A 24,273-nucleotide genomic window follows, 5' to 3' on the forward strand; every position below is an offset into this window, starting at 1 on the left:
ATATACTAATATAATAGTATACTAATATATATTGAAGTATGGAGGATAGACAATGTCAAAAATACGATTCAGGCAGAAGAGAGTACTCATTGCTGGGGCGGTTGGCGGCCTTATAGTTCTTCTGATTTGTGTTCTAGTTGGATTATTGTACGTTAACCATTTAACGGTAAAAATGAACGGCCAACGGCAAGCTGTAGAGCTTGAACTAGAACAGACCCAGCAGGTCTTGAAAGAGGAAATGGTCGAGGTTGAAGTAGTGACCCGAGACATCCAATCAGGTGAGCCAATTCGGACGAATGATTTAGAAATACGTAAGATTCCAAAAAGCGTAATTGCAGATGATGAAGTTCTAAGCAAAGAGCTCATTAATGGCAAAATTGCGAAAGTGGACCTTCCACAAAAGTCACCAGTCACGGCTTCAGTAATCTATGAAGATGAAGTGACTACACAGGATATCCGGAACCAAGAGTTCGGTCTGATTGAGCTTCCGATCAAGCTGAAGCAAAACGATTATGTCGATGTTCGTATTAAACTTCCGTCTGGACAAGATTACATCGTGCTTAGCAAGAAACGGGTTGAAGACCTACAGAACGGAACCGTTTGGTATCAGATGTCCGAAAAAGAAATCCTAAATATGTCTTCAGCCATCGTAGACGCGTACATTAATGACGCCAGCATCTATGCCTTGACGTATGTCGAACCTGGTATACAGGAGAAAGCATACACAACCTATCCGGCCAATAAGTCAGTATTGGATCTGATCGATTCCGATCCAAATATTGTTCAGAAAGCCACAACTGAGCTTGAACGCCGGAATCGCGTGAAACTGGAAGAAGCTCTTAATGCAATGACTCCACAGCAGCGGCAGGACTACAAAAGCAACCGTAACACGCAACAGACGGCTGAAGAGCAAACTGCTGCAGAGCAAACAACATATCAGCAGCAATCCAATGATCTGATGAATGAAACGAATACATCACAATCTCAAAATCCGGAAACGATTTTTAACGATCAAAATAGTGTAGGTGGGACACCATGAAGCAGATCTTATTCTTTGGGGCTTATGAAAAGTCGGATATCCTTTTTTATGTAGCCAAACTCCTATCCGTAGAACATAGCGTGTTAATCCTGGATGTCACGGTCCATGCGGACTACGAATACTCTTATCCGAAAGTCGAGGGACAAGACGGGGTACGGCAGCACGATCGCTTTGACGTGATGGAGAATGCCACGCTGGAGACGTATCAGGAGCTACAAAAAGAGAGTAAATATGATTTGGTCCTGGTTGATATCAGTCGTAAGGATGAGCTGCAGCGGTGGCCAGATGCCGATCAATATTATTTGGTAACTTCTCATGACAATGCAGTAATGCAACGAAATGAGTTCCTGATGAATACATTTTTTCAAGACAAGAGCCAATCGGATCTGATCCCGGTTCACAAGTTGATTCAGGAATCGGCTGTTTTCCCGGAAGAAGTCATTCAGGAGACGTTTACTAAACACCCAATTGACTGGAAGGAGTCCTTTATCTTCTACCCAGACGAAAGGGACTTGGAAAGCAAATATATGAATCAGCATTTATCTATGTTGCATACAAAGAAGCTCTCAGGCGACCTTAAATCAGCCTTACAGCGCGTTGTAGCCCAAATCTTAGGAATGACACCTAAAGAGGCAAAAGGGCTGTGGAAGCAAACAGAAAGGGGGAAATAACGCATGGCAATCATATCATTTTGGGGGATTCAGCATGGTTTGGGCGTAACCAGCAGCACAGCTGCTACGGCTGCACTCATCGGAATGGAATACCAGGTACGCTCTTTAGTTTCACAACCACAGTGGTCAGATAATACGCTTCAGCGCATTTTCCAAAAAACGATTCAACATCAAAACCCACAGGGATTTCAAACCAGTGGAGGGTTGGATGCTCTTGAAAGAGCGGTTCGGTCAGGGAGGTTCGAACGTGAGTCTGTGAAAAACAATTCGCTGATTCTAGTTCCAGACCGGCTCGATATTTTGAAAGGTACAACAAAGGCAAATCGTGGGCAGTTTGACGATGCAAGTGAAGTGATCAACCTCATCTATCAGAAGGCAACCGAATATTACGATCTGGTTCTGCTCGACTTACATAGTGGTCGAAACAGCCCGGTAGTCCTGGAGGCATTAAATCAATCGAATCTTATTGTCGTGTGCTTATCTCAAAATATCAACGTGCTGGAACGATTCTTCTTGCAGCGAGAGCAGCAGCCTGAAGCTTTTCAGAACAAGTCCTTCGTGATTCTGCTCAGTCAGTATGATGAGGATTCAAAATTCAAAGTTAAAAATATCTGCAACAAGTACCGGTACAAAGGGCCCGTATTCACCATGCCGTATAACACCAGCTTTAAAGATCACAGTAATGACGGCGAAATCCAGTCATTTTTCCGGAGAAACCAGCAGCTGACCAAGTTTCATCCGAATCGATTTTTTATAGAGGAATCTCGCAAACTAGCGTTGCACATCTTGAACGAATCGGGGATCAACACCCAGGTTAAGCAAATCTCAGGAAAAGGAGCATGAGTAGATGGACTCATCAATCATTTTCAATATTCTGTTCATTGCTCTTATCATATCTGGATTAATCGGGTTGCTCCTTTACTTTCTGTGGAAGAAGCCAAAACGCCCCAAGGCCGATTCGGTCCAGGCACAAGCAGAAAAATACTCCATTCCGATTCTGGTTGAGTATACCAAAGTCATGATTAACGAATTCGTTAACACCAACTTAATGGATATGGGCTTGTCCGGAGAGGAGTATGAGCGCCGGCAAGCCGTGGTCAATGAGCTTAGAAACGCAATGCGGAACGCTGTCTCCGGAGAAATTCGAGACAAGCTTTATCTGAAGGAGCACATTGAAGCCATTTTGGAACATGATTATGGGCTCGATGAGAAAAATATCGACTGGGTAATTCCATTTTCTCAGCCTGACCGGTTAACTTCTCAGGATCGTTTCGACATCCTTATGAGTCATTTCAAAAAAAAGTATGGCTATAAGGCCCTGTCCTTCATGATCGAGAAGTATAACCTGGCTAAGCCTAATCATGTGATCGAGGGCGGGAAATCGGAGTCCTACGTGATTACCGAAGAGGAGATCCAAGCGATTTATCGTAAAGAGATCCGCGGACTCGACTTTAGGGATAAACTCGATGTCATCGTTCAACGAGTGTACCAGTTGTACAAAGGTTTCGGGGTTGCGGATGAGATTCGAGATATGAACATTGATGGTTTATCTGGTGGGGTCTCAGGGGCACCAAGCAAGATGACGACCGTGGAACATGTCGCTGAGTTGGTGGGACAAATGCGCAGCAGCAAGCGTGGAAATAACTCACTTTGGATTTTCTATAAAGGTAAGACGATCCATCTCTCATTTTTGGAATTTGAAACAGACCTTGAGCTCAAACGTGTAGCCCAAAATATTTACAAGCACAATAGCCCGGGACCGTTAACCGAAACATCCGGTTTTGTGGTAAACGATATGGCAGACGGATCCCGGGTCGTGGTTGTCCGGCCACCATTCGCAGAAAGTTGGGCTTTCTGGGTTCGGAAGTTCGATATTCCGAATCTATCGATCGAAAATCTAATTCCGGATACTCATGGTCAAGCTGAATTAGCGAGGGATATGATCAAAAATCTGATGAAAGGTGCCCAGACTACTGCATACACCGGGAAAACGGGTGCTGGTAAAACCTCTCTCATGATGACGAGTATTGGCTTCATGTATGCCTTTCTCAATTTGAGAACCGTGGAATTGATTTTTGAGCTTAACTTACGGCAGCTGTACCCTGAACGCAATTCGATGGCGTTTCGAGAGCTTCCAACCATACCTGGTCAAGAAGCCCTTAACTTGAATAAGAAGACGGATACGGATGTCAGTATCTTGGGTGAGGTAGCCAGCCAGTCAGTGGCTACCTGGATGATCCAGATGACACAGGTAGGTAGTTTGTTCACGATCTTCTCGCATCACGCGGTGACCACAAGGCAACTGATCAAATGGTTTCGGGATGCACTTCTGGCCATGCAAATCATGCAAGATGAACGCTTGGCTGAAGAGCAAGTCGCAGAAGCCATCAAGTGGGATATCCATGTGACTCGAGACCAAAAAGGGAATCGTTACATTGAACGTATCACCGAAATCACGTTGGTCCAATACGATGATTCTTTCTTCGAGAACACGAATGATTATGAACAACTGATGAAAGAGAGTATCCGCAGAAAACATGGACCACTTTGGAAAGAGAGGAACATTCTGGAGTACAGGGACGGGGGCTATGTAGCAGTTAACCCGATCTCTCCAGAGCGAATTCATGAAATGAGAGGAAACATGTTGGCGGAAGACCAGATCGCCTTTGATGCATTCATTAGTAAACATTGGGGAGGGAACTAATACATGAAAATTCTGTTTATCATTCTCCTCTCCATCTCGGCTATTTCAGCTATTCCGTTGATCTTCTATTTCGTGAAGTCCAAAAGGGATCAGAAGAAATCCGTTGATATGTTTCACGCAAGCCGTGTTCAAAAACGGACAAATGCCAAAATGATGGTGTTTTATCAAAAATCGTATGATCGGTTTTCCAATATCCCTATTCTTCGGAACCAACTTGCCAGCATCCGCAGAAGGTTATCGCTGATCAATACGTATGATGAATTCACGATTCGAAAAGAAACCATGCGAATTACGTTTTGGATACTCGGCTCCATCTTTGTCGGTATTACGGTCATTGCCATTGTGAGCTGGAATCTGATAGCGATCATGATTGCGATTGCTGTAGCCATTGTCGCTAACGGCATGCTGATCACGGTATTTGTAAACAAAGTGGAGGATCGATTACTCAAGCAGTTTGCGGACTTCTTGGAAGAGAATCGTCATGAATATCAAGAGTCACGTCGGGTGGACGATGCCATGTATGATGCAGCTCAGATTGCGCCTCATACGATCAAGCTGCAGGCCGAAAAGATTCATGAAGTCATTTCTTCGGAGGATCCACAACGCAAACTGAGTGAATATTATGCGGTTGCACCAAATCGGTACTTGAAAATCTTTGCCGGCGTGGCCCATATGGTCATGGAGTATGGTGACAAGCCTCTGGCCAAAGGATCCATGTACCTGGCGACCATTACTAAATTCGTACAGCAAATCAGATATGATCTGCTTCGCAGAAGGCTCCTGAATTACAAACTGCAAGGATTGACCATGATCGCACTATCACCGATTTTGTTATCTTTTCCGGTCCGAAAGTGGTCCGAAACTTATTTTCCGATAACCGCAGATTTTTACAGCAGTCGGATCGGATATATTATCTTAATTCTCATTTTCGCTTCATCCATTATCAGTTACATGTTCATCCGAAAAGTCGGCGAGCTGGATGAGGACAAAATGAAAGGTTCTTCTCCCGAAAAACAATGGGAAAAGAAAGTCTATTCCTGGCCATGGGCGAAGGCGGTTGTTGATCGGGTTGTGCCTGAGCGACACACCAGAGCCCATTACAAACTAACCAGGCTCCTTAAAGAATCAAACTCGCCACTAACAAAAGAGTGGTTTTATATACAACGACTGACGGTGGGTTTGGCCAGTTTTATCACCGTTGTCATCCTGTGCGTTTTCTTACACTACAATGCTATTCATCAAATTAAGACGAACCCAACGGCTGGACAACAAAACGTGATGGGGACGTTATCAGGCGATGAACTATTAAAAGCAAATCAACGAACAGCAGTTGACAACGAGATAATGAACTATTTCAAGGAGGTGGACGTAAATTTCAGGGAACTGAAGAATCATTCCAGGGAGGACCTGGTTCAGATGATTCAGTCCAAGACCGGTATTAACATGAACGCAGCTGAGCTTAAACAGGCAACGGATCGAATTCTTACGAAAATGGAATCGATGGAAAGCGAGTATTTCAAATGGTGGGAGTTATTGATAGCTATTGGAGTCGCAATGATCACCTATTACATACCACTATGGATTCTCTTATTTAAGCGGCGCATGCGGGCAATGGAGATGCAAAATGAGGTGGATCAATTCCACACGTTAATTTCAATTCTCATGCAGTTCGATCGGATGTCGGTGGATACCGTCCTAGAATGGATGGAACGTTTTAGCGTCATTTTCAAGACACCTTTACGCAGAGCTGTACTGAACTATGAAAGTGGTGCTGAGCAAGCATTACAGGCTTTGCGGGAAGAAGCACCTTTTGAATCATTTGATAGGATCGTCAAGCGCTTAATCCGTGCTAGTGAAAAAGTATCAGTCGCGGAATCATTCGCTGATTTGGAAATGGAGCAAGAATATTATGCGAAGGATAAAGAGGATAAGCTTACCCGATTGATTTCGCAAAAAGCAATCTTGGGCCAAGCCATCGGCTTTGTTCCAACGACAATCCTGATCTTTTTCTACTTAGTTTTCCCCATGCTCTACATGACATTACAGAGCATGTCATCGGTTAATCAAATTTTCTAGAAAAGGGAGAATCACATCCATGCTTGAGAATGTACCAACGTGGCTAAAGGTCACCGGAGGAATCTTTTTAACTGTACTGTTAATCACTTTTGTTGTCGGTTTCGTCATGTTCGCGATGGACAAAAGTCAAGAAGGTAGAGAAGAAGTTACAGGTGTATTCAATAACCTGACTGATGCAAAATACACCATGTATTCAAGAGGGCCTAACTCTGGCAGCGAAGTCATTAATGCCATTCGTCAATATTCATCTAAACCTCAATTCGGAATCAAAGTCATCACTGGTAAAGGTGACACTTCTTTCTACGGAAACACATTCCAAGAGGATGGAACAGTTTCAACGACAAACAAAATTACGGATTATAGTAAAGCGGAAGATCCAACCTCTCCCGCTTACATCAACCTTTCTGGTTATTTTGAACCGAAAATCGTTCGAGATGCAAACACAGTAGTCGTTGGCATCATCTTCACACAACGGAAGTAAGGAACTTCAGGAATTTCCCTTCTCAGTATAAAGAGAAGGGGAATTCAAGAAAGGAACGATACTCTTTGAATGAAAGTGTCAGTGATTATCTCTATTACGCTGCTTGGATCATGCTTTTCTTAATTTCCTTGGGAACTGCTTCAACAGATATCAGCATCCAGCAACAAGCGCAACAGTCCATGCAGGAAGCTGCTACTATCGACCACAGATTATTTACCACGTTCGGTTCGGTCGAAGAAGAGACGTACAGCGGTGCAGAGGTGCTGCAAAGCATCCAGCGCATTCAGGACATTAGGGCGAATATCCAAGTCGAGGGAGTCACTTTCCAGCAAACCCTGGATATTGATAGTGCAGACATTTCTATGATTAATTTACGCAAGACGTACAAGGTTCAGTATGTGCGAGACGCGAAAGGAACAGTGACAACTATTATTTTTATATAAGGAGGAGTGCATGATTGAGTGGCTCCATATTTTCAAAGATCATTGTATCATTTCTAGCCATCATACTCTTGTACATTTATCCGCTCTATCAGGGCATGGAACGACAAGATGATCGATCGCAAATGGTCGTTCAAAGGTCAGTCACGCGGTTTGTAGATGCTGTACGAACTAAAGGCTATGTGACACCGACCATGTATAGGCAATTTAACGAAGAAATAGCTGCTACCGGCAATGTGTTTGATATCGAAATGGTGCATGAACACAAGCTTTACATTCCCGTATATCGGGATGCGGCAAATCCAAGCACGTTTGAAGGCAAATATATCACCGATTTTAGTAATTTCTACACGGACGACATCATCAAGGTCATGTTTCCGGATACAACGGAGCCTGATCAGAGTGAAACCAGACGATATCATTTGGAAGTTGGTGATTTCTTCACAGTAACGATTAAGAACAAGAATCGAACGCCGGCAACGCATATGCAAGATATGTTACTGGCCGGAAGCACAGGTGATAACACCAAAATTTTTGTACCTTACGGCGGGATGGTAATCAATGAAGACGACTAACCTGGCAATCATATTTCTTCTCATTGTCGTACCGTTTTATCTCATATTGGATATGCGAACTTCGGATCAGAAACTCGTTAATCGGCTAGAAGCACAGTATTCTGCAGCATTACATACGGCTGTCCAAGATGCAGCGTTCGCCCTGAATCAAAATGAGTATCAGGAGAATGAAGCTTCCTATCAGTCCAGCAAGTATTTCAACGCGAATAAGGAAGCTACCATCGAGACATTTTGGAAAACCATGAACCTTAATTTTGGTGCAGGAGAGGATCCGGTAGCCCAGGGCGCGCTGGCTGCATACGTTCCGGTTGTAGCCGTTACCGACTATAGCGGATTCCATATCTACGCATTTACGGAGTATACAGATTCCGTAGGGAGCAAGGTCTATAAACACGAATGGAAGCCGGAAAAACCTTATGCCTACAGCGACCAGGCTGGTAACAGCATTAATTTCACCTTGGATAGTTATGTAACCGTGTATGAGGCAAGCACAGGCACCTGGCTGAAGGGTTATCGCAAGGAGCTGGAAGGACTTACGGATATCGCACTACTGAATGATGAAAAGCAGTTTGAAGAAATGCGGCGCAGAACGATTGTAAATGCGGTCCAAAAAGATGTGGCCTATTTCATCAATCAACATAATCAATTTGCTCTTCGACTCGGTAGTTACTATGATTTTAAAATTCCGCTGATTACTAATGAGGAATGGACAAACAGTGTAGATGACATTGGGATTATGGCATTCATTCAAGGCTTGCCGGTGGGGCACCAGTTCTATAACAATTACGCATTTGGTAGTGGCCGGATCGTGAAGAAGAATGTCGTGTATGGAGCGATAGATGTAAGTACTGGTCTGAAATACTATTATCGCAGTAATTATCCACTGAACATGCGAGTTGAGGAGACGTTCGCATCAGAAAAGGACGCTGCAGCTGCAGGATACATGCCTGTAAAAGGACTCAATACCAGATAGCTGCTAGTGGGATCTGTGCCGATTAAACCGAAGGAGCTGATGATTTAATGAAATATGAATCCAATCCAGCCAATCAAACTAGAGAAGGAAAAACAAAAAGCATACTACGTATACAGAATCTTTTAAAAATCAAGACGCAAGATTCGAAAGTCATTAAGTCAGCCTGGGAACTACAGGTGAAAGAAAAAAGATAAAAAATCGGCACAGATCCGAAAAGCAACTAACAAAGGCAATGTTGCCTTCTGGCCCTGCCGGAAGCCTGCGACCTTCTATGTCATGTCACTTGCCGCGACTTGGACCAGCGTATCATGGCCCTTGAAATCATCAAGGATTTGCCGCTGTGCGTTCCTCCTTGACGATTAAGTTCAACTACTCCGGCAGCGTCTTCGTCGCTTGGCGGAGCCTCCAGTTGAACTACGGGCGAAGCCTGTTATGAATGGTTATTCGGCATGATAAACTTGTAAGCGGCAAGCATAACGGTCGCCACTGATCATATCTGATCCCACACACATCTAAGAAAGGACGAAACCCATGGAAGCAGAAATCATTGTTCGTATTACCAAAGAAGGATGGACTGAAACATTGAAAGTAGACGGCAAGGAGTTTAACAAATCCTACATCAAAACGAGTACCGGATCTAAAGGGCAAGAGATTTGTTGGGAAGATGATCCTAAGGTTCCGGAGATGGCCTACCCAGCGTTTGATGAGCTGACAATGGGCTGTCAGGAAGCAATGCACGTTCTGCGATCGTTCGAGGAAGGTTGTTAACTGCAGGTATTGGAATTACCGATAAAAATAGGGACTATTAATTTTTGGGGGAGACATTTCTAATGAAGATGAAAAAAGTATTGTTGACGGTTGTAGCAGGGGCGATGATGTTCACGGCGGTAGGGTTTGGTGGATCTGCAGCACAGGCTGCAACGACACCCAAGCAAGTCGAAGTTTTGCTGAACACGGTGAAAATGAAGTTTCCGGATGCGAAGCCGTTCCAAGATGGCCAAGGTAGCGTCATGGTTCCAATCCGTTTCGTTTCAGAAGCCCTGGGCGCTAAGGTGACGTATTCTAAAACCGGCAAAGTGTCCAAGGTAGGTATTAAGTCCAAGAATCACACGGTAGATATGACGATCGGACAGACAACTGCGATCGTTGACGGTCAAAAGAAAGACTATGGAACACAAATTATCTTGAAACAGAATCGTACATTTGTTCCTTTGCGACTGGTCAGTGAAGGGCTGGGACAGAAAGTAGAATGGGATAAGATCGGTCGTTGGGTTTGGATCGGAAACAAAGAGTTCCGGAGTACAGATGATAAGGAATTTAAGGTGAAACCATTGAGCGATTTCAAAGCCTACGGCAAGTCAAATTATGTTTTTAACAACATTAAAGACGAGAAATTCAATGGAATTAAAGTCATTAAAGAGAGTGACCTTCCATTACGTTTGGCTAATGGTCAAGTGATCTATAGCTTAGAATTGGTTCAACGTACTGCAGGAAACTACATTCAAATTAGAAGTTCTCAAAGAGGAACTACTATCCAATTATTAGTGAAAAATGAATTTTCGAAGGGTCGTAGCCATGTAGAAAATGCATTTGTAAATAATCGTGACCAAACCGGGTTGAACTTCTATCCAGAGATAAGCAGTACCGATAAATTTCAGAACCGAAAGTACATTGATGGATATGATTATACAAAATTTAAATTTAGCCAAGCAGACTATATCTTATTTTCCGCTGCAGAACTGGATGATTACGGTGTTGCGATAGTTAATCCGTTTAAGTAAGGAGAGAATTGCCTTGTCAAAGAAAATATGCACCTCCTTACTCAGTATCATTTTAGTTTTTTCTTCCATACTTACTGTCTTTATGTTCCGCCCCGGGGAAGCGAGTGCAATTGGTGTTACAAGAATGTACAACGATGCTGTAAATGCCCCTAATGTATACTATTTTGTTGGAATGGTTTACTTTGAAGTTTGGAAAAAAGCTGATGGGACCTGGACGGATGGTAAAAAGCCAGGTCAGTCATATAAAGTTGATGGATTCGATTACACTTTCACTTTTAATTCCAATCGTAAAATTAAGGATGTAAAAGTAGAAAACTTTGACTTCGGTTGGACTCATGCAGTTGATACATTTAATGCCTCCCGAACAGGTGAACTGTATAATAATCCTATGGATTATTATAAAAACTCAGCTTCAACTCAGTACACATTAAAAAAAGGGACATGGACAGGTAAGGGTACAAATGAAGCATTTATACCTGTCTATGTGGATCCTGGGAAACTGGAAGCTACTGTTTGGCCAATTGATAGAAAACAAGAAGAAATAGATAAAAATAATCAGGTTTTCCATCCAAATGTAGAAGGTTATCGATATTATTTCCCAACCTTGTTTACGATTGAACTGGAACCCGAAGAAGGAAAGGCCATCATCCAGCACTGGACCACAACTGGTCAAAGGTTGAATGGAGTCGAACATTTCATTGATCGGGAAGAAAAGCTGGAAAAGAACAAAGATTATAACTTTGTCCATACTGATCCTGGGAGCAATTACACGTATGCAGGATATAAGAAAAGTACTGTGTCGCCGCCTTCGGGCGGTAGACCAAGTGGGGGAGACCCAGGAAACTTTAAATACAACGGCTCTTTTCCTATATATTATCTGAATTTTTATTACGAACCGACCGGCGATACAACAATACCAGACAATCCTAGTCCAGGACTAGTTTGTACGAAACCAGAACCTGGTCGTACTTTGGAAGGCAAGTACATGGATCCGGCCGCAACAGGAGTTATTAAGGCTGATGCACGAGGAAGCGAACCTTTCGATGTGTTAAAGGGCATACCTACTTCAGAAAGCCTGTATGGTAACGTCTTTAGCAAAGACTACTTGGTTCAGAACAAATTCGTGGAGATGTCAGGAATATGCACGTACACGGTGGTTGTCGAAGAGAATTGGACGCTGACTTGGTTAGATCCGCGAGAGGTTCCGACAGCAGACGGTGGTACAAGGACTGTTTATGATGTACCGAGATCTAAACCTGATGTAAGACGTCCAACATACCAAGTAGTTCGGCCATACTCTTACTGGGCAATCGATGAACTTAGTGTCTATAACATCAAGAAAGCTACATTGATGCAATATGCCTTTTCGGGTAGTCAAATATCAATTGAACCTTCCGGATACGTGCCACCGGAATTTCAGGCGGAAACGACAGGCAACTTCTATCCAGCTAACAATCCAAGCCCGGTAATTGCACCTTCTCGGAGTAAAGATGGTGGTACGAGTGAACCATCCATGGATGAAGACAATTTGCAAAGCGTAGCTGAAGCAGCTGTTCCAGATGTGCAAGTTGAGAATGACTCGCTGATCTTTAAAGGGCAGACGATCATGAACAAATCGCGTGTGGCCAAAAGTGGACCGCAGCCTGGCAACATCCCGGCACCAGGGGAGATTGGAAAAGATGTATTGTACAGCCCGTACAACTACATTCCGTCCAACAAGGTTAACAAGAAAGATCAGGTAAGCACAGGAACAATCGAGTTTATCATGGCCGCAGGTAGCATAAATACGGAAGAAGAGGAATTGGAGTACGAGATTAACGGCATAAATACGGTGACCGTGCATACACCAGTTGTTAACTATTCGGCTGTGTCTGACGATCAACCACACAATCAGAAGACCAAGCCCAATATGAGCCGGTCAGCGCTGATTTTGGATAGGCCATTCATTGTCCGGATCCCAACATCTGGTCAGCATTTAGATGTGGCACAGTATCCGGGGTATGGCAACAGGGATTACGCGAAATATTTCCGGACCAAGCAGGTAAGATTTCCATTCGACGTATACAATGAGTCGAAAAGTCAATTGATCCCTAAAGACACCTGGATTGATATCCCGGTGTACCAATTAGATACCACGTTCCATCTGCCAGTTTGGGTCGATGAAGGTGACTACCAGGTATATTTCCGGAACATTGCAGAAAATGCGCCAGAAGGATACAGCTACGAGCAGGATGCCAACCTGAATCTCGCAAACCACGCAGCAGTCGATCAAGTGAGTGTTGAAGTTATTGGACGATTGTATGACTTCCATATCACGGACATTGCAGATTACAACTGGGAACGTGTCTTCCGAACATACATCGGTAGCAAGGACTCTTCAGGGATGAGCTACTGGGTTGGCCAAAATGGCATCGATGGAGCTCCGCGAGGAAATAACGAACCCTATACGCTGCCAATCCGAGCAGGCAGTAACCCATTGACAGGAATGAAAAATGTAGCTGTTAAGACAGGATATCATTTTAAATTCAACTTCAAAACCATGGGCAACATGTTTGGAACTAAAGATGGAATTCGGATAACAACGACATTCACATACGTAAGTAAGAATGGTGGTGCACCTATTCCGGTGGATCTGTATTACAAAACCAACGACCAACCATTCATAAAAATCGGATCTCCGGAAGATAAGGTTGAGCGTTATGTCATCTTGAACGAGCGTTTACGTAGCGTGCCGCAAGGAGATATCAAAAATGCAGGATACTGGCGGTACGATCAATACTTAACAGCAGACCAGCAAGCCGGCACCGATCGAGATCTCTATATGCGAAATTACGTTCTTAAGTACACGAAGAAGTCAACGCCTGTTGGAGGATACGCTCAGCTGCTTCTCCCGGAACAGCTCAAAACACTGATCGGACCGAAGGAGATCCCATCGAATGCAACGGTCACTCCTGAACGAGCAAATGCATCCATTCAGCAGTGGTACGGGGAGTATAGCATTCCTTCAGACAGCTATGTGGTGGCACAAGGAACAGACTTGGCCGAATACGGCCGGCTCCATGGTGGACTTACTGACAAGTCTCCAATCTTCTTGAAGGACGGTTATATCGTGGTCAACTTCGATATTGAATCGATTCAGAATGGAAACCTGCAGAATCCGCATCTACAGTACATTAATGCACCGCTCATGAACCAATGGAGATTGGAAGGATATCGGCCGAACATTCTGGATTCGTTCATGAATGTGTTCAATCTTCGTGATGGAGACATCGTGTTCTATAATGCGAACCAATCCAGCCGAGATGATTTTAGCACGCAAGCTCCACACTAAAATACTGGGGGCAGTCAACCTGCCCCACCCCTAGAAGGAGAACGGGATGAGATATTTTGGGAAATATAGCTTACTCTTATTTTTTTTCTCTTTTTCGATTTTCACGCTGCAGACACAGGCAAATGCGGAATCGAATGTGGATTTTCTCCTCTTACCAGTCAAAGAAGTGGAGCAATCTAGTAGGTATTATCGCGAAAAGGTGGACGTATTTATAAGTCTAAATTTACATTTACACTCTCTTCGGGCATCTAATCATCTTACTCTTGGAAGGGTATACAGCCCTTCCAAGAAAACAAACATGATGTTCTATAGTGAGTGAGACTCTATTTGTAGATTATTCTAATTACTAATAATGATCGTTGATTACTCTATAAATAAAATACCAGAGTAGAAAGAAGGTTGAGTAAGGGATATGAACACTTTAGAAGAGATTGAAATTTCGACTAAAGAAACAGTAAAAATGATAACGGAACGATTCTATGAAGGAGAGATAGATCATTTTCAATACATGGAACAGATACATACGTGCTGTTCAATGATCGATGGATTCTGTGATTCATTAAAACGGTCGCGAAAGCAGGATACAGAGTTAATACTGAGTTTCGTTAATCTCCGGGATGATATTACACAACCCGTTATGCAAATGGTATATGATACAATTACATCCTCTGTTCTGAATAAAGATGAAAGTGAATTCGATTATAGCTTGCCGACTAACCACACAGGTAATTAATTTAGCTTATCAACTTATTGTTTGACGAAAAATGTAGATTGTAGTATAAATAGATTAATACGAATAGTTTATTTTCATTGTCACCCAATTAGACAGTGATGGAGTAATTACTAGTGTGAACTGGTACATAATATTTGTGCTATTTAGCCATGGAGACATAGACACCGAATAGGGTGTTTTTTGTGTTTCGATGGTTTTTTTATTTTTTATATCGATTTTCAATAGATACTTATACGTGTTCAACTTCTTAAGCTAACATCTGCGTTAATTACATTCAAGGGGGATATGAAATGAAGAATGAGTTGGAAATGTTAGTTATGTTTGAAGAGGATCGCGCTGAACAGAACGTGACAGCATACATTCCTTTTTTAAAACTGGGCGTTCATGGGGATACAATCGAAGAGGCTCGTATAAACGCTATGGATCTCGTTGAGATTGAGATTGAGAATGGCTGCCTTCAAGGTGTAGGTATTCAGATTGACGCACAGATTGAAACTATTCAAATTTATAACGTCGAACTAGTAGTTATGTTCGAAATTGAAATGGGATCAGCGGAGGTAACTGCCTATATTCCTGCATTAAGACTTGGGGTAAGGGGAAATACTACCGAAGAAGCACGTGTAATGGCAATTGAACTTGTGAAAATCGAATTAACAAAGAAAAAAGTAGATTTGACTGAAGAAAATGTTTTCTTCGATAAGTTAAAAGTATCGAATACAGTAGTATGAATTTTAACTGACATCCAAAAACTAATTTAGTTAGGTTAGCTGATATAACTTTACGTTCTAATACATACAAATTACGGATTCCTGCCTATACAGGGTTTGAAAACTTGTTTTCTATAAATTTTATTTTGTATTATTTATACTGTAGATGATGCCTTAGGGTATTTATAATACTTACCATATAAAAAAGTGGACAGCCAGAAGTTAATCAGATCGGCTATCTTTTCATTAAGCTAACGGGCAGTTTACTTGAAAAAAGAATGTTAGTATATGAATAAGTTTTCATTCTTCTCAGGAGGTTTTGTAGATGCTATATCGTAAACTTGGTAACACGGAAGTAAGCATACCTGCTATAGGCCAAGGAACTTGGAAATATGGTGAAGATAAGCAGAAAGAAGAAGAGGAAGTAGAAGCGTTGCGTTTTGGTATTATGAATGGGCTTACTCTGATTGACACCGCTGAAGAATATGGGAAAGGAGGAGCAGAAAAAATTGTTGGTCAAGCCATCCGTGGTATAAGAAATGATGTTTTTCTTGTGACTAAAGTTTCTGCAAAAAATTGTTCTTACAAAGGCGTCCTTAGAGCGGCAGAGGGAAGTTTAGAACGCTTAAAAACAAGCCACATTGATTTGTATTTACAACATTGGCCTAGTCAACAACATGATGTTTCAGAGACCATGGGGGCTATGGTTGAATTAGTCAAAAAGGGACTAGTCAAATATATTGGGGTGAGTAACTTTAACATTGATTTAATGAAAGAAGCTCAATACCATTTAGGAAGCGTTCCTTTAATTTGTAATCAAGTACCGTACCATTTAAACGATAGGAGCATAGAGAATCAGATTCTACCCTATGCAGAAGAGAATGGGATCACAATTATGGGATATTCACCATTTGGATTTGCTCCTCATATACATACATTTGGTATGAAAGGTTTTCCTGAAGAAGGCTCAATTGAAAGGAATATACTGAACAGTATTGGGCGCAAATACGGTAAAACAGCATACCAAGTTGCATTAAATTGGGCTTTAAGACAGCAAGGATTAGTTACAATCCCTAAAGCTGCGAACAAGGAACACATCGTTGATAATCTAAATGCCTTAGGATGGGAACTAGAAAAAGATGATATTGACCAAATTGAGAGTTACTTCCCATTGTTTAATAAAGGATTACGCTAACGTAGAAACAATAGCTCAATAAAATCAAGGAAGCAGCTGATCGCATTGATCAGCTGCTTTTGTTCAACTAACGGGCAGGTTAGATCTAAACATGGTAGCATAAGGATATATTCGAGGTTAGGTGTGAGGTACCATGAAAGATCAAAGGGAAATGAATTTGGGCATAATTCGGATCTCATATATTCTGGGGATAATTTCATTCTTGACGATGTTTTTATTTACTGTACTTAGCATTGCATTTTCAATATTATCACTAATTTCAAGTTTTATAGCAGTTGTTTATTACAAGAATCGAAGATCAGTTAATGTGCTAATCTTTAATGTTGTAGTGTTTTCTGTAATCATTTTAGTGCTGTATTTTATTATTTCGAACTTTGTTATTTTGGAATAGAAATTTTTAAATGGACTAGACTGAAACAGCAAGTAGCAGTTTGCCGATTGGCAACTGCTTCTTTTTTCTTTAAGTAAACGGCATGGATATATTTTGTAACTAATGGGACGAGTATTCGTAAATTAGTATTATAATAACTGAAAAATAGATGATTACAGGAGGAACTTCATTGATGAAAAGGAAAGATTCAAAAGAAATAACAGCCTTTATAGTGTTAACTGCTGCTACAATTGGAGCTATCATAGGGATAGTTTTTTATGTTAATGACTGGATATAGATTTAAAGATTATATTATTGAACTAACGGGAAACGTTAATTGAATAATCAAGCTAGCAGCTGATCAATGTGATCGGCTGCTTTTCTTTAAGCTAACGGGCAGGTAATGAAATATAGATCATGTATACTTCTCGACATTTCGAAATAAAGGACGCTAGAGTACATAAGGAGCGTTGGTTGTGCAAGCCCACTACTGTAACTAAATTTGTATTCTAAGAAACTAAATAACCAGTCGTTATTTGATAATCGACGACTGGCCGCTTTACTTAAAAGGTGTTTTAGTGAAACTCACTGCCTTGTCCTAAAGCAAGTCGTCCAAGTATCTTCCCGTTTTAATCATACTTAAACATGTCAGTTGCTTGATAATGAGTAGACTGACTGTATACAAAGGTATGTTAGAGCATGTAAAATCATTGACCACACAATCTATGCTCAATTCCACGGAGAATATCTACTTCTCTATATCAACTCCTATCCAATCTCCCGATTTCTATGCTTTAATAAAAAGAACAGTAAAAACAAGAATTGTTGAAAGTGGGATTCGATGAAGCGACTAACTATTGGCCTGTTCGCCCACGTGGATGCAGGTAAAACAACTTTTGCGGAACAGCTGCTGTATCATACGAACAGTATCCGGTCGCGAGGGCGGGTGGATCATCAGGATGCATTTCTGGACAGCCATGACATCGAGCGGGCAAGGGGCATTACCGTGTTTGCAGATCAGGCGGTACTAGAATATAAAGGAGATAGCTACTATTTAATAGACACGCCAGGACACGTCGATTTCTCCCCGGAGATGGAGCGGGCAATTCAGGTCATTGATTATGCCATACTGATTGTAAGCGCAGTTGAAGGTGTGCAGGGCCATACGGAGACAGTCTGGCAGCTGCTGCGCAAGCATCAGGTGCCAACGTTTTTCTTCATCAACAAGACGGATCGGATCGGAGCGGATGCAGGCAGAACCGAGGAGGATATCCGTCAGCAGTTGACAGGTGACGTATGTTGCATTACACAGGGCTTCGCTGACGGCATAATCGACGAATCGCTTCGTGAAACCATGGCAGAGCGGGACGAAGCTTCGCTGGAAGCACTTCTGGAGGGGAAAGATGATTCTGACTTCTGGTTAGGGGCCATGCAGAGGATGACAGCGACGGGCCTTTTCTTTCCTTGTGCTAACGGATCTGCGCTTCAGGACACAGGCATTATTGAATTTCTGGATCAGCTGCATTCGCTAACGACAACCACATATGACGAAGAGGCATTGTTCCAGGGGCGGGTTTATAAAATTCGGCATGATGCAGGTGGAGCAAGACTCACGTTCATTAAGGCACTAGGTGGTCAGTTGAAGGTGAGAGAACAGCTTAGTTATGAGAGTGACGGGGTTCAATATAACGAAAAAGTTACGCGGCTCTTCTTATTTAACGGTCTTAAATCGCAGCCAGTGGAACAAGTTGAAGCTGGCGATTTGTTTGCAGTTGCCGGATTGTCCGCCGCCGAAACCGGACAAGGCCTTGGGTCGATAACAGACAAGTTAGCTTACGATTCGGAGCCGACATTACAATCGAGGGTATTATTCGACAATTCGATACATGTACAGAAGGTGCTCGGTGCTTTCCGCACACTGGAGGCTGAGGAGCCGTCTCTGAACGTCGTTTGGGATGAGAAATTGCAGGAGATTTCTATCCGCGTCATGGGATTGATTCAACTAGAAGTGCTGGAGCAGCTTGTTAGAGAGCGGTTTGACTTTACTATCGCTTTTGGACAACCGGAAATCTTGTATAAGGAAACCATTAAATCGGCTGTGATAGGGTATGGCCACTTCGAACCACTCAGACATTATGCGGAAGTGCATCTGCAGATTGAACCGGGAGAAAGAGGCACTGGCATCACGTTCGATAGCAGATGCCATGCCGATGATCTGAATGTCAGTTATCAGAATCTGATTCGGAATCACCTCTACGAACGGGAGCATCACGGACTGCTGACCGGCATGCCGGTCACCGACGTGAACATCACTTTACTAAGGGGCCGGGCGCATAAAGAACATACCCATGGCGGCGATTTTCGTGAGGCTTCCTTTCGGGCACTACGACAGGGTCTGGAGAAAGCGGACAACGTGCTGCTGGAGCCCTATTACGATTTCAAAATCAAAGTCGCTATCGATGAAATGGGTAGGGTTCTATCCGATATTCAACGTGCTTCAGGTATTTTTAATACGCCGGAGACAGTTGGCACGCAAGTGGTGGTCACGGGCAGAGTGCCCGTGTCAACTTTCTTGAACTACAGTGCAGAATTTGCATCCTTTACGCATGGAAGAGGTAGCATCCGCTGTGTGTTCAGCGGCTACGACCGCTGCCATAATACGGAGGAAGTCATAGAGCACATAGGCTACCGCAAAGGGGCGGACCCACTATATACATCTTCCTCCATCTTTTGCGCCAAGGGGGCGGGTTACTCGGTGCCTTGGGATGAGGCGGAAGCTAAGATGCACCTTGATTTAGGACCTTAAAATGATCTATTAGGAAACAAATCAACAAGAAATTATCAGGAGTATTGAAATAATGGGACGGCCCGATCGATTGGCTCCCCACACCGGGCCGAATGACAAGAGTGTGTTTTCGCGGTTGGATCCGACGTTGCCGAGATCACTAAGGTTATCTCCCGCTTCGAAAACGACGATATAGACGATTATGCACGGAAGAAACGGATTCTCATCTTCGTCTTTCAATTAACCATAAGTTGTAGAAAGTAATTCTCGATCAGATCGAGAAACGCCGTTGTGAGCGCCCTGGCCGCCAAGATACCAAAATCCTGCTGTGATTTGACGACGCTCATTCTTACGTCCCACCTAACAATGAAAATGCCCTCTCGAAAAGGTGGCTTCTTACTACTTGACGAATATGATATATATCTGAAAGATTACTTGAAGTGGTATTGATCTACAGGTCTGTTTCTAATGATCGTAAAATTTAGTGGAGGGTGATTTTTTTATGGCTTCAAATGTACTAGTTGTTCCATATGACCTCAATTAGGTTCAGTTATTTGTAAAGTTACGAGACTTTGTGCTACCGGTTGTGAATGATCTTATTGTCACAATAGAACACGTTGGGAGTACTTCGGTTCCAGGGGTTAGCACCTAAACTAAACCGATAGTTGATATGGTTGTGGTCGTGTCTAATCAAAATGATGTCCATATAGCCATTCAAAGACTTACAAATCTTGGCTATGCTCATGAAGGTGATTTAATGGGCAACAGGCTAGGAGGCTTTTTTTCCTCCAAATAATGTACCCTGGCATCACTTGTATATATGCACTGTAGTAAACGCCGAATATAAACGTCACATACTGTCCGAGATTACTTAATAAGCCATCCCGAGGATGCTTAAAAGTACTGTGAGTTGAAGTTAGGACTTGCACAACGATTTTATAGTGACCGAGCGGGATACACAAACGCTAAGAGTGATTTTGTGAAGGCGATCTTGAAACGAGCTGGGTCGGAAATGAAATAACTTAATTCGAGGATGGTTGGATGGTATTTCTTTCAAACCTTGCCGTTACAGACAGCGCGGAGAACCGATCACAAGTCATTAAGCGAACGAGAGTTTAGTAAAGTCAATATGACAGCGATCACTGTGATTAGCTGTTTTTCTTCAACTAAAGAGCATCATAAAGAAACGGAACGATTAAGTGAAAATCTTACAAACGAGGGTTAATGTGTGGAGGTACGTCAGAAATGATTTGTTGGAGCATGCAGACATTAGAGGTTTGGAAACAAGCACAAGAAAAGGGTTACCTGGAGGGAAACTCTGAACATTTATTGTTTCCAGAACAATACATATGGATGATGGAACAAATGAAAGCTAGACTACCACATTATAAAGGAGAATACCCTATCTGGATTTGGATTAAAAAGCCCGATATGAGATCTACGGGACATTTTGAGGGAGGAACTACATGCGTAAGATTGACGATAGATATCAATGAGAAAGATGTTCTGTTGTCCGATCTTGATAGGTGGAACATAGTACTTAACTCTGGGTTTTGCTCTGATAATGAACATGAAGCAGCTGAGTTTGAAAAAGGGGTGTTAAAAATGACGAAAGAAAAGAGCTGGGAACGGATTTTTGATTTGAAGAGAGTAGTTGATGTTAGTTGGACGGGTAATGGAGAATGGCTACAAGGAACAACGGGACGAATTGACCTAGATAAGGTGATGAGAGTGGAGCAATTTACTACCCGAAAATCGAAATTATTTTAAGATCAAGTTGTTGAATTGATATTAAGGTCATTGTAATCGGATGCATTTAATTAAAAATACTTATACTTCCTTATCTTTTAGGGTGGACTGAGATATCACGGACAATATAGAAGAAGGAGGGCATATAGTTATTGCTCGCTCCTTCTTTTATATTGTTTTACAGATGGCCTAGGTAGCATGAAGGATACCGTCATTTTTTAAAATAAAAATTTTACTTTAAGTAATCACCAAGGGTTTCCAATATGTAATTAACCGTTCTGAATCTATAATCTAAGTGAAGCAATGGAATTAATTGTGTTGCGTTGAATAACAAATAAGGCAGAGTCAGAGCTTAAAGCCATGCAGCTTTCATGCGCGATTGCTCGTTAAAATTGAATCAATGCACGAACTCTGGTTTATAGCTCTATCACTTCAAACGTTTTATAGAATATCATTAGTATCCGTAAGAAAGCAGGCCTAATTATTGCTGTCATCATCAATAAAGGTAGGTAAATTTGTATAACTTTACAACAAGCATATAATCGGACATTTCATGCGTCATGATATCCGCAACAACCAGATTCCACTGGTTATAACCAATATGTTTAAGTGCTTCATAAGCTCTATTTATTGCTGTAACCTCATAATTGTTCAACTCCAGCAATGAATTTATAACCTTCGATTGATAGCATCATCATCCACCTATAAGGATAGACTCTGTGACACGTAAGAGCTCCAATTAAAGAGGATGTTATGAAAATATAAAATTAGGTTTGTTACTGTAGTAATAAACAATAGATTAAAACAGGTACAATGGGCATTCTCTGTAGAGTTGCCTTTTTTTAATGCCAAAATCAGCTACTACTTTATTGATGACTGGGAGCTGGCTATATTTCTGTTTCATTTAGACTGCTGTTAATGGAAGGGGAGAATCTATTTGTAAAGAAACAAATTTAGAAGAGAACCTCTTGACGTTCTTTGACTTTTGAAATTCTAACTTGATAAGTTCCTTAATACATTCAAGGGCTTCAGTTTCAGTATCCCCAACGACGCTCAAACGAAACTCTGGAGCGTATGCACTGACATTATTAGATGAATAGTCCTCCTCAACCAAAATAATAAACTTCATGTTTTTCATATATAGTCCCTCCGTGAATAGTGTATGAATTTCTCTTTCTAGTTAAAATGAACTACTCTTAGTACGATTATACCTTATAGGAAGGGAATGAGATTGGTATGGCTTAAATGGACGATTGTTGAACTTAAATGGAGAAAAATATGTCGAATAACAATGGGGAATAAAGGGATTTGGGAGGAATAATTTTGTGAAAAAGAATTTAACTGCTATTATAGCTGAAGATAACATCAATGACAGAGAAAAAATGGAGAAATATGCTAAAGGGTTAGGAATAACTATCTTGTGCTCTGTTGCTTCAGGCGAATGGCTAATCGACGAGTGTGTCTTTTACAAGCCAGACGTGGTTTTCCTAAAAAATGATCTAAATGGGACACCGGGATTAACGGCTTTCGAAAAACTTATGGATTATGGGATAACAATGCCGTATCTTATTATATTTGCAGATAAGCTAAATGCGGAGTTAATGCTTGCAGGACTTCAATTGGACTGTCTATATTTTCTTAGTAAACCACTAAAGCTTAATCAGATGTCTAAAGCTATACATAAGGTTAGAATAGCAATGGAAAGGGATTTAAGAATTGCTAATGGCTCTCCTGGACGAATTATACACCTAAGATCAAATTATAAGACTTTTTATGTGAATGAGCTCAACTTGATTTACGCTCACAAGCTAAAAGGTGCTCACAGGACAATCGTCTTTATTGACGGTAATGAAAACGAAATTACAACTAGCAGTTCACTTAAAAATATCTTGAGTCAGTGTTCAAATAGTTTGATCATGCCTAATCAATCGAACATTATCAATATGAAATATGTAAAACAAGTATATGCTAGCGAAATGTCGCTTGGGAATTATATCATACAGTTACACAATAACATCGAGATCGATCTACCGCGTCGGAACAGGAGAATGTTTGAAGAAGCGTTTGCGAACTATAATCGTTAACTACCCTCTTGAATTTATAAAGAGGAAGGCGTTGCATTGAATATAACAGTAATTAAACGAGTGAAAAATTTGAAGCAAGCCTACCTATGGTGTAGGCAAAAGTACGTTTAGGCTGAAAAATTGTATCAATCGGCATAAGTGTATTTCTCGAATTTGTTATGGTGGTTAATGAATAGAAGCAAACAGCCTGTCATTAGGTAAAATAATTCTAATTAGAGACTGTAATATGAAGCATAAAACTTAATGATCTTGAGTATAATGGTGCTGTAGAAGTTGCTAGCAAGAGAACTACCCGGTCCTCAGGCCAAAGGGTGGTTCTTTTGCTTTTTATACGTGTTTACTTAAATTCTTAAGATGATTAACATATTATATATTATGTAAACATAAATCTCCCCCTACTTATTCATACTATTCCCATGAGAAAAATAAAAATATTTTTTTGGCCAGGATGGATAAATAAGGAATCCCTTTTCGAATAAATAGTATATGCGCAAATGTTCTCTACTTGAGGAACATATGTGCTATAATAATAGCGCCAAACATGAATTTGACGCACTTTTATTTTTAATAGATTTTAAG

At 41.6% G+C, this 24,273-nt stretch carries 18 protein-coding genes; 17 read left to right on the plus strand and 1 reads right to left on the minus strand.

All coding sequences use genetic code 11. From position 1 onward, the window contains the following. Positions 1-52 precede the first annotated feature (52 nt). The 16 genes from MHB82_RS30420 to MHB82_RS30495 all read left to right on the plus strand — a co-directional run bounded on the left by MHB82_RS30420 (position 53) and on the right by MHB82_RS30495 (position 21,631). A complete protein-coding gene (locus tag MHB82_RS30420) occupies positions 53-1,039 on the plus strand; it encodes an SAF domain-containing protein (RefSeq protein WP_341176831.1) in 987 nt (328 codons plus the stop codon). Beyond that, on the plus strand, positions 1,036-1,710 hold the full coding sequence (locus MHB82_RS30425) for a hypothetical protein (protein ID WP_341176832.1): 675 nt from the start codon (positions 1,036-1,038) through the stop codon (positions 1,708-1,710). The genes MHB82_RS30420 and MHB82_RS30425 overlap by 4 nt, the downstream gene beginning before the upstream one ends. A 3-nt stretch (positions 1,711-1,713) precedes the next feature. Further along, complete coding sequence (locus MHB82_RS30430; protein ID WP_341176833.1) at positions 1,714-2,553, plus strand: hypothetical protein; 840 nt, start codon at positions 1,714-1,716, stop codon at positions 2,551-2,553. Positions 2,554-2,557: 4 nt separating this feature from the next. After that, positions 2,558-4,414, plus strand: a complete 1,857-nt coding sequence (locus MHB82_RS30435) for an ATPase, T2SS/T4P/T4SS family (protein ID WP_341176834.1) — start codon at positions 2,558-2,560, stop codon at positions 4,412-4,414. 3 nt (positions 4,415-4,417) lie between these two features. After that, entirely contained in the window at positions 4,418-6,490 is a 2,073-nt protein-coding gene (locus MHB82_RS30440) for a hypothetical protein (RefSeq protein ID WP_341176835.1), read from the plus strand. A gap of 19 nt (positions 6,491-6,509) precedes the next feature. Next, a complete protein-coding gene (locus MHB82_RS30445; RefSeq protein ID WP_341176836.1) occupies positions 6,510-6,971 on the plus strand; it encodes an ABC transporter permease in 462 nt (153 codons plus the stop codon). 65 nt (positions 6,972-7,036) lie between these two features. Further along, positions 7,037-7,414 (plus strand): hypothetical protein, encoded by a 378-nt coding sequence (locus MHB82_RS30450; RefSeq protein WP_341176837.1) that lies wholly within the window; start codon positions 7,037-7,039, stop codon positions 7,412-7,414. 14 nt (positions 7,415-7,428) lie between these two features. Further along, positions 7,429-7,986, plus strand: coding sequence for a hypothetical protein (locus MHB82_RS30455; RefSeq protein ID WP_341176838.1), 558 nt, complete (start codon positions 7,429-7,431; stop codon positions 7,984-7,986). Then, positions 7,973-8,959, plus strand: a complete 987-nt coding sequence (locus tag MHB82_RS30460) for a hypothetical protein (RefSeq protein WP_341176839.1) — start codon at positions 7,973-7,975, stop codon at positions 8,957-8,959. The genes MHB82_RS30455 and MHB82_RS30460 overlap by 14 nt, the downstream gene beginning before the upstream one ends. A gap of 531 nt (positions 8,960-9,490) precedes the next feature. Continuing rightward, complete coding sequence (locus MHB82_RS30465) at positions 9,491-9,727, plus strand: hypothetical protein (protein ID WP_341176840.1); 237 nt, start codon at positions 9,491-9,493, stop codon at positions 9,725-9,727. A gap of 62 nt (positions 9,728-9,789) precedes the next feature. Beyond that, complete coding sequence (locus MHB82_RS30470) at positions 9,790-10,740, plus strand: copper amine oxidase N-terminal domain-containing protein (protein WP_341176841.1); 951 nt, start codon at positions 9,790-9,792, stop codon at positions 10,738-10,740. Between the two features lie 13 nt (positions 10,741-10,753). Further along, the gene (locus MHB82_RS30475) at positions 10,754-14,071 is read left to right on the plus strand and encodes a DUF5704 domain-containing protein (RefSeq protein WP_341176842.1); all 3,318 of its coding nucleotides are present in this window, start codon (positions 10,754-10,756) and stop codon (positions 14,069-14,071) included. A gap of 1,023 nt (positions 14,072-15,094) precedes the next feature. Continuing rightward, positions 15,095-15,532, plus strand: coding sequence for a hypothetical protein (locus tag MHB82_RS30480; protein ID WP_341176843.1), 438 nt, complete (start codon positions 15,095-15,097; stop codon positions 15,530-15,532). A gap of 304 nt (positions 15,533-15,836) precedes the next feature. Continuing rightward, positions 15,837-16,706, plus strand: coding sequence for an aldo/keto reductase (locus MHB82_RS30485; protein ID WP_341176844.1), 870 nt, complete (start codon positions 15,837-15,839; stop codon positions 16,704-16,706). 1,211 nt (positions 16,707-17,917) lie between these two features. Then, a complete protein-coding gene (locus MHB82_RS30490; protein WP_341176845.1) occupies positions 17,918-19,882 on the plus strand; it encodes a translation factor GTPase family protein in 1,965 nt (654 codons plus the stop codon). Positions 19,883-21,121: 1,239 nt separating this feature from the next. After that, positions 21,122-21,631, plus strand: a complete 510-nt coding sequence (locus MHB82_RS30495) for a DUF3841 domain-containing protein (RefSeq protein WP_341176846.1) — start codon at positions 21,122-21,124, stop codon at positions 21,629-21,631. Between the two features lie 883 nt (positions 21,632-22,514). Here MHB82_RS30495 and MHB82_RS30500 read toward each other — a convergent pair. Beyond that, positions 22,515-22,748 carry a type II toxin-antitoxin system HicB family antitoxin gene (locus MHB82_RS30500; protein WP_341176847.1) on the minus strand — a complete coding sequence of 78 codons (234 nt, stop codon included), beginning with the start codon at positions 22,746-22,748 and terminating at the stop codon, positions 22,515-22,517. A 187-nt stretch (positions 22,749-22,935) separates the two neighbouring features. Between MHB82_RS30500 and MHB82_RS30505 the strand changes: the two genes are divergently transcribed. Then, positions 22,936-23,694, plus strand: a complete 759-nt coding sequence (locus tag MHB82_RS30505) for a LytR/AlgR family response regulator transcription factor (RefSeq protein WP_341176848.1) — start codon at positions 22,936-22,938, stop codon at positions 23,692-23,694. Positions 23,695-24,273 lie beyond the last annotated feature (579 nt).

The sequence above is a fragment of the Paenibacillus sp. FSL K6-2862 genome, from assembly GCF_038005125.1.
Taxonomy (GTDB): Bacteria; Bacillota; Bacilli; order Paenibacillales; family Paenibacillaceae; genus Paenibacillus; species Paenibacillus illinoisensis_A.

Excerpts from the sequence above, each read along its gene's own strand:
- MHB82_RS30420 (WP_341176831.1), top strand. The coding sequence starts at position 53 with ATGTCAAAAATACGATTCAGGCAGAAGAGAGTACTCATTGCTGGGGCG.
- MHB82_RS30470 (WP_341176841.1), top strand. The coding sequence starts at position 9,790 with ATGAAGATGAAAAAAGTATTGTTGACGGTTGTAGCAGGGGCGATGATG.
- MHB82_RS30495 (WP_341176846.1), top strand. The coding sequence starts at position 21,122 with ATGCAGACATTAGAGGTTTGGAAACAAGCACAAGAAAAGGGTTACCTG.
- MHB82_RS30490 (WP_341176845.1), top strand. The coding sequence starts at position 17,918 with ATGAAGCGACTAACTATTGGCCTGTTCGCCCACGTGGATGCAGGTAAA.
- MHB82_RS30430 (WP_341176833.1), top strand. The coding sequence starts at position 1,714 with ATGGCAATCATATCATTTTGGGGGATTCAGCATGGTTTGGGCGTAACC.
- MHB82_RS30460 (WP_341176839.1), top strand. The coding sequence starts at position 7,973 with ATGAAGACGACTAACCTGGCAATCATATTTCTTCTCATTGTCGTACCG.
- MHB82_RS30435 (WP_341176834.1), top strand. The coding sequence starts at position 2,558 with ATGGACTCATCAATCATTTTCAATATTCTGTTCATTGCTCTTATCATA.
- MHB82_RS30485 (WP_341176844.1), top strand. The coding sequence starts at position 15,837 with ATGCTATATCGTAAACTTGGTAACACGGAAGTAAGCATACCTGCTATA.
- MHB82_RS30425 (WP_341176832.1), top strand. The coding sequence starts at position 1,036 with ATGAAGCAGATCTTATTCTTTGGGGCTTATGAAAAGTCGGATATCCTT.
- MHB82_RS30480 (WP_341176843.1), top strand. The coding sequence starts at position 15,095 with ATGAAGAATGAGTTGGAAATGTTAGTTATGTTTGAAGAGGATCGCGCT.
- MHB82_RS30440 (WP_341176835.1), top strand. The coding sequence starts at position 4,418 with ATGAAAATTCTGTTTATCATTCTCCTCTCCATCTCGGCTATTTCAGCT.
- MHB82_RS30500 (WP_341176847.1), bottom strand. The coding sequence starts at position 22,748 with ATGAAAAACATGAAGTTTATTATTTTGGTTGAGGAGGACTATTCATCT.
- MHB82_RS30465 (WP_341176840.1), top strand. The coding sequence starts at position 9,491 with ATGGAAGCAGAAATCATTGTTCGTATTACCAAAGAAGGATGGACTGAA.
- MHB82_RS30445 (WP_341176836.1), top strand. The coding sequence starts at position 6,510 with ATGCTTGAGAATGTACCAACGTGGCTAAAGGTCACCGGAGGAATCTTT.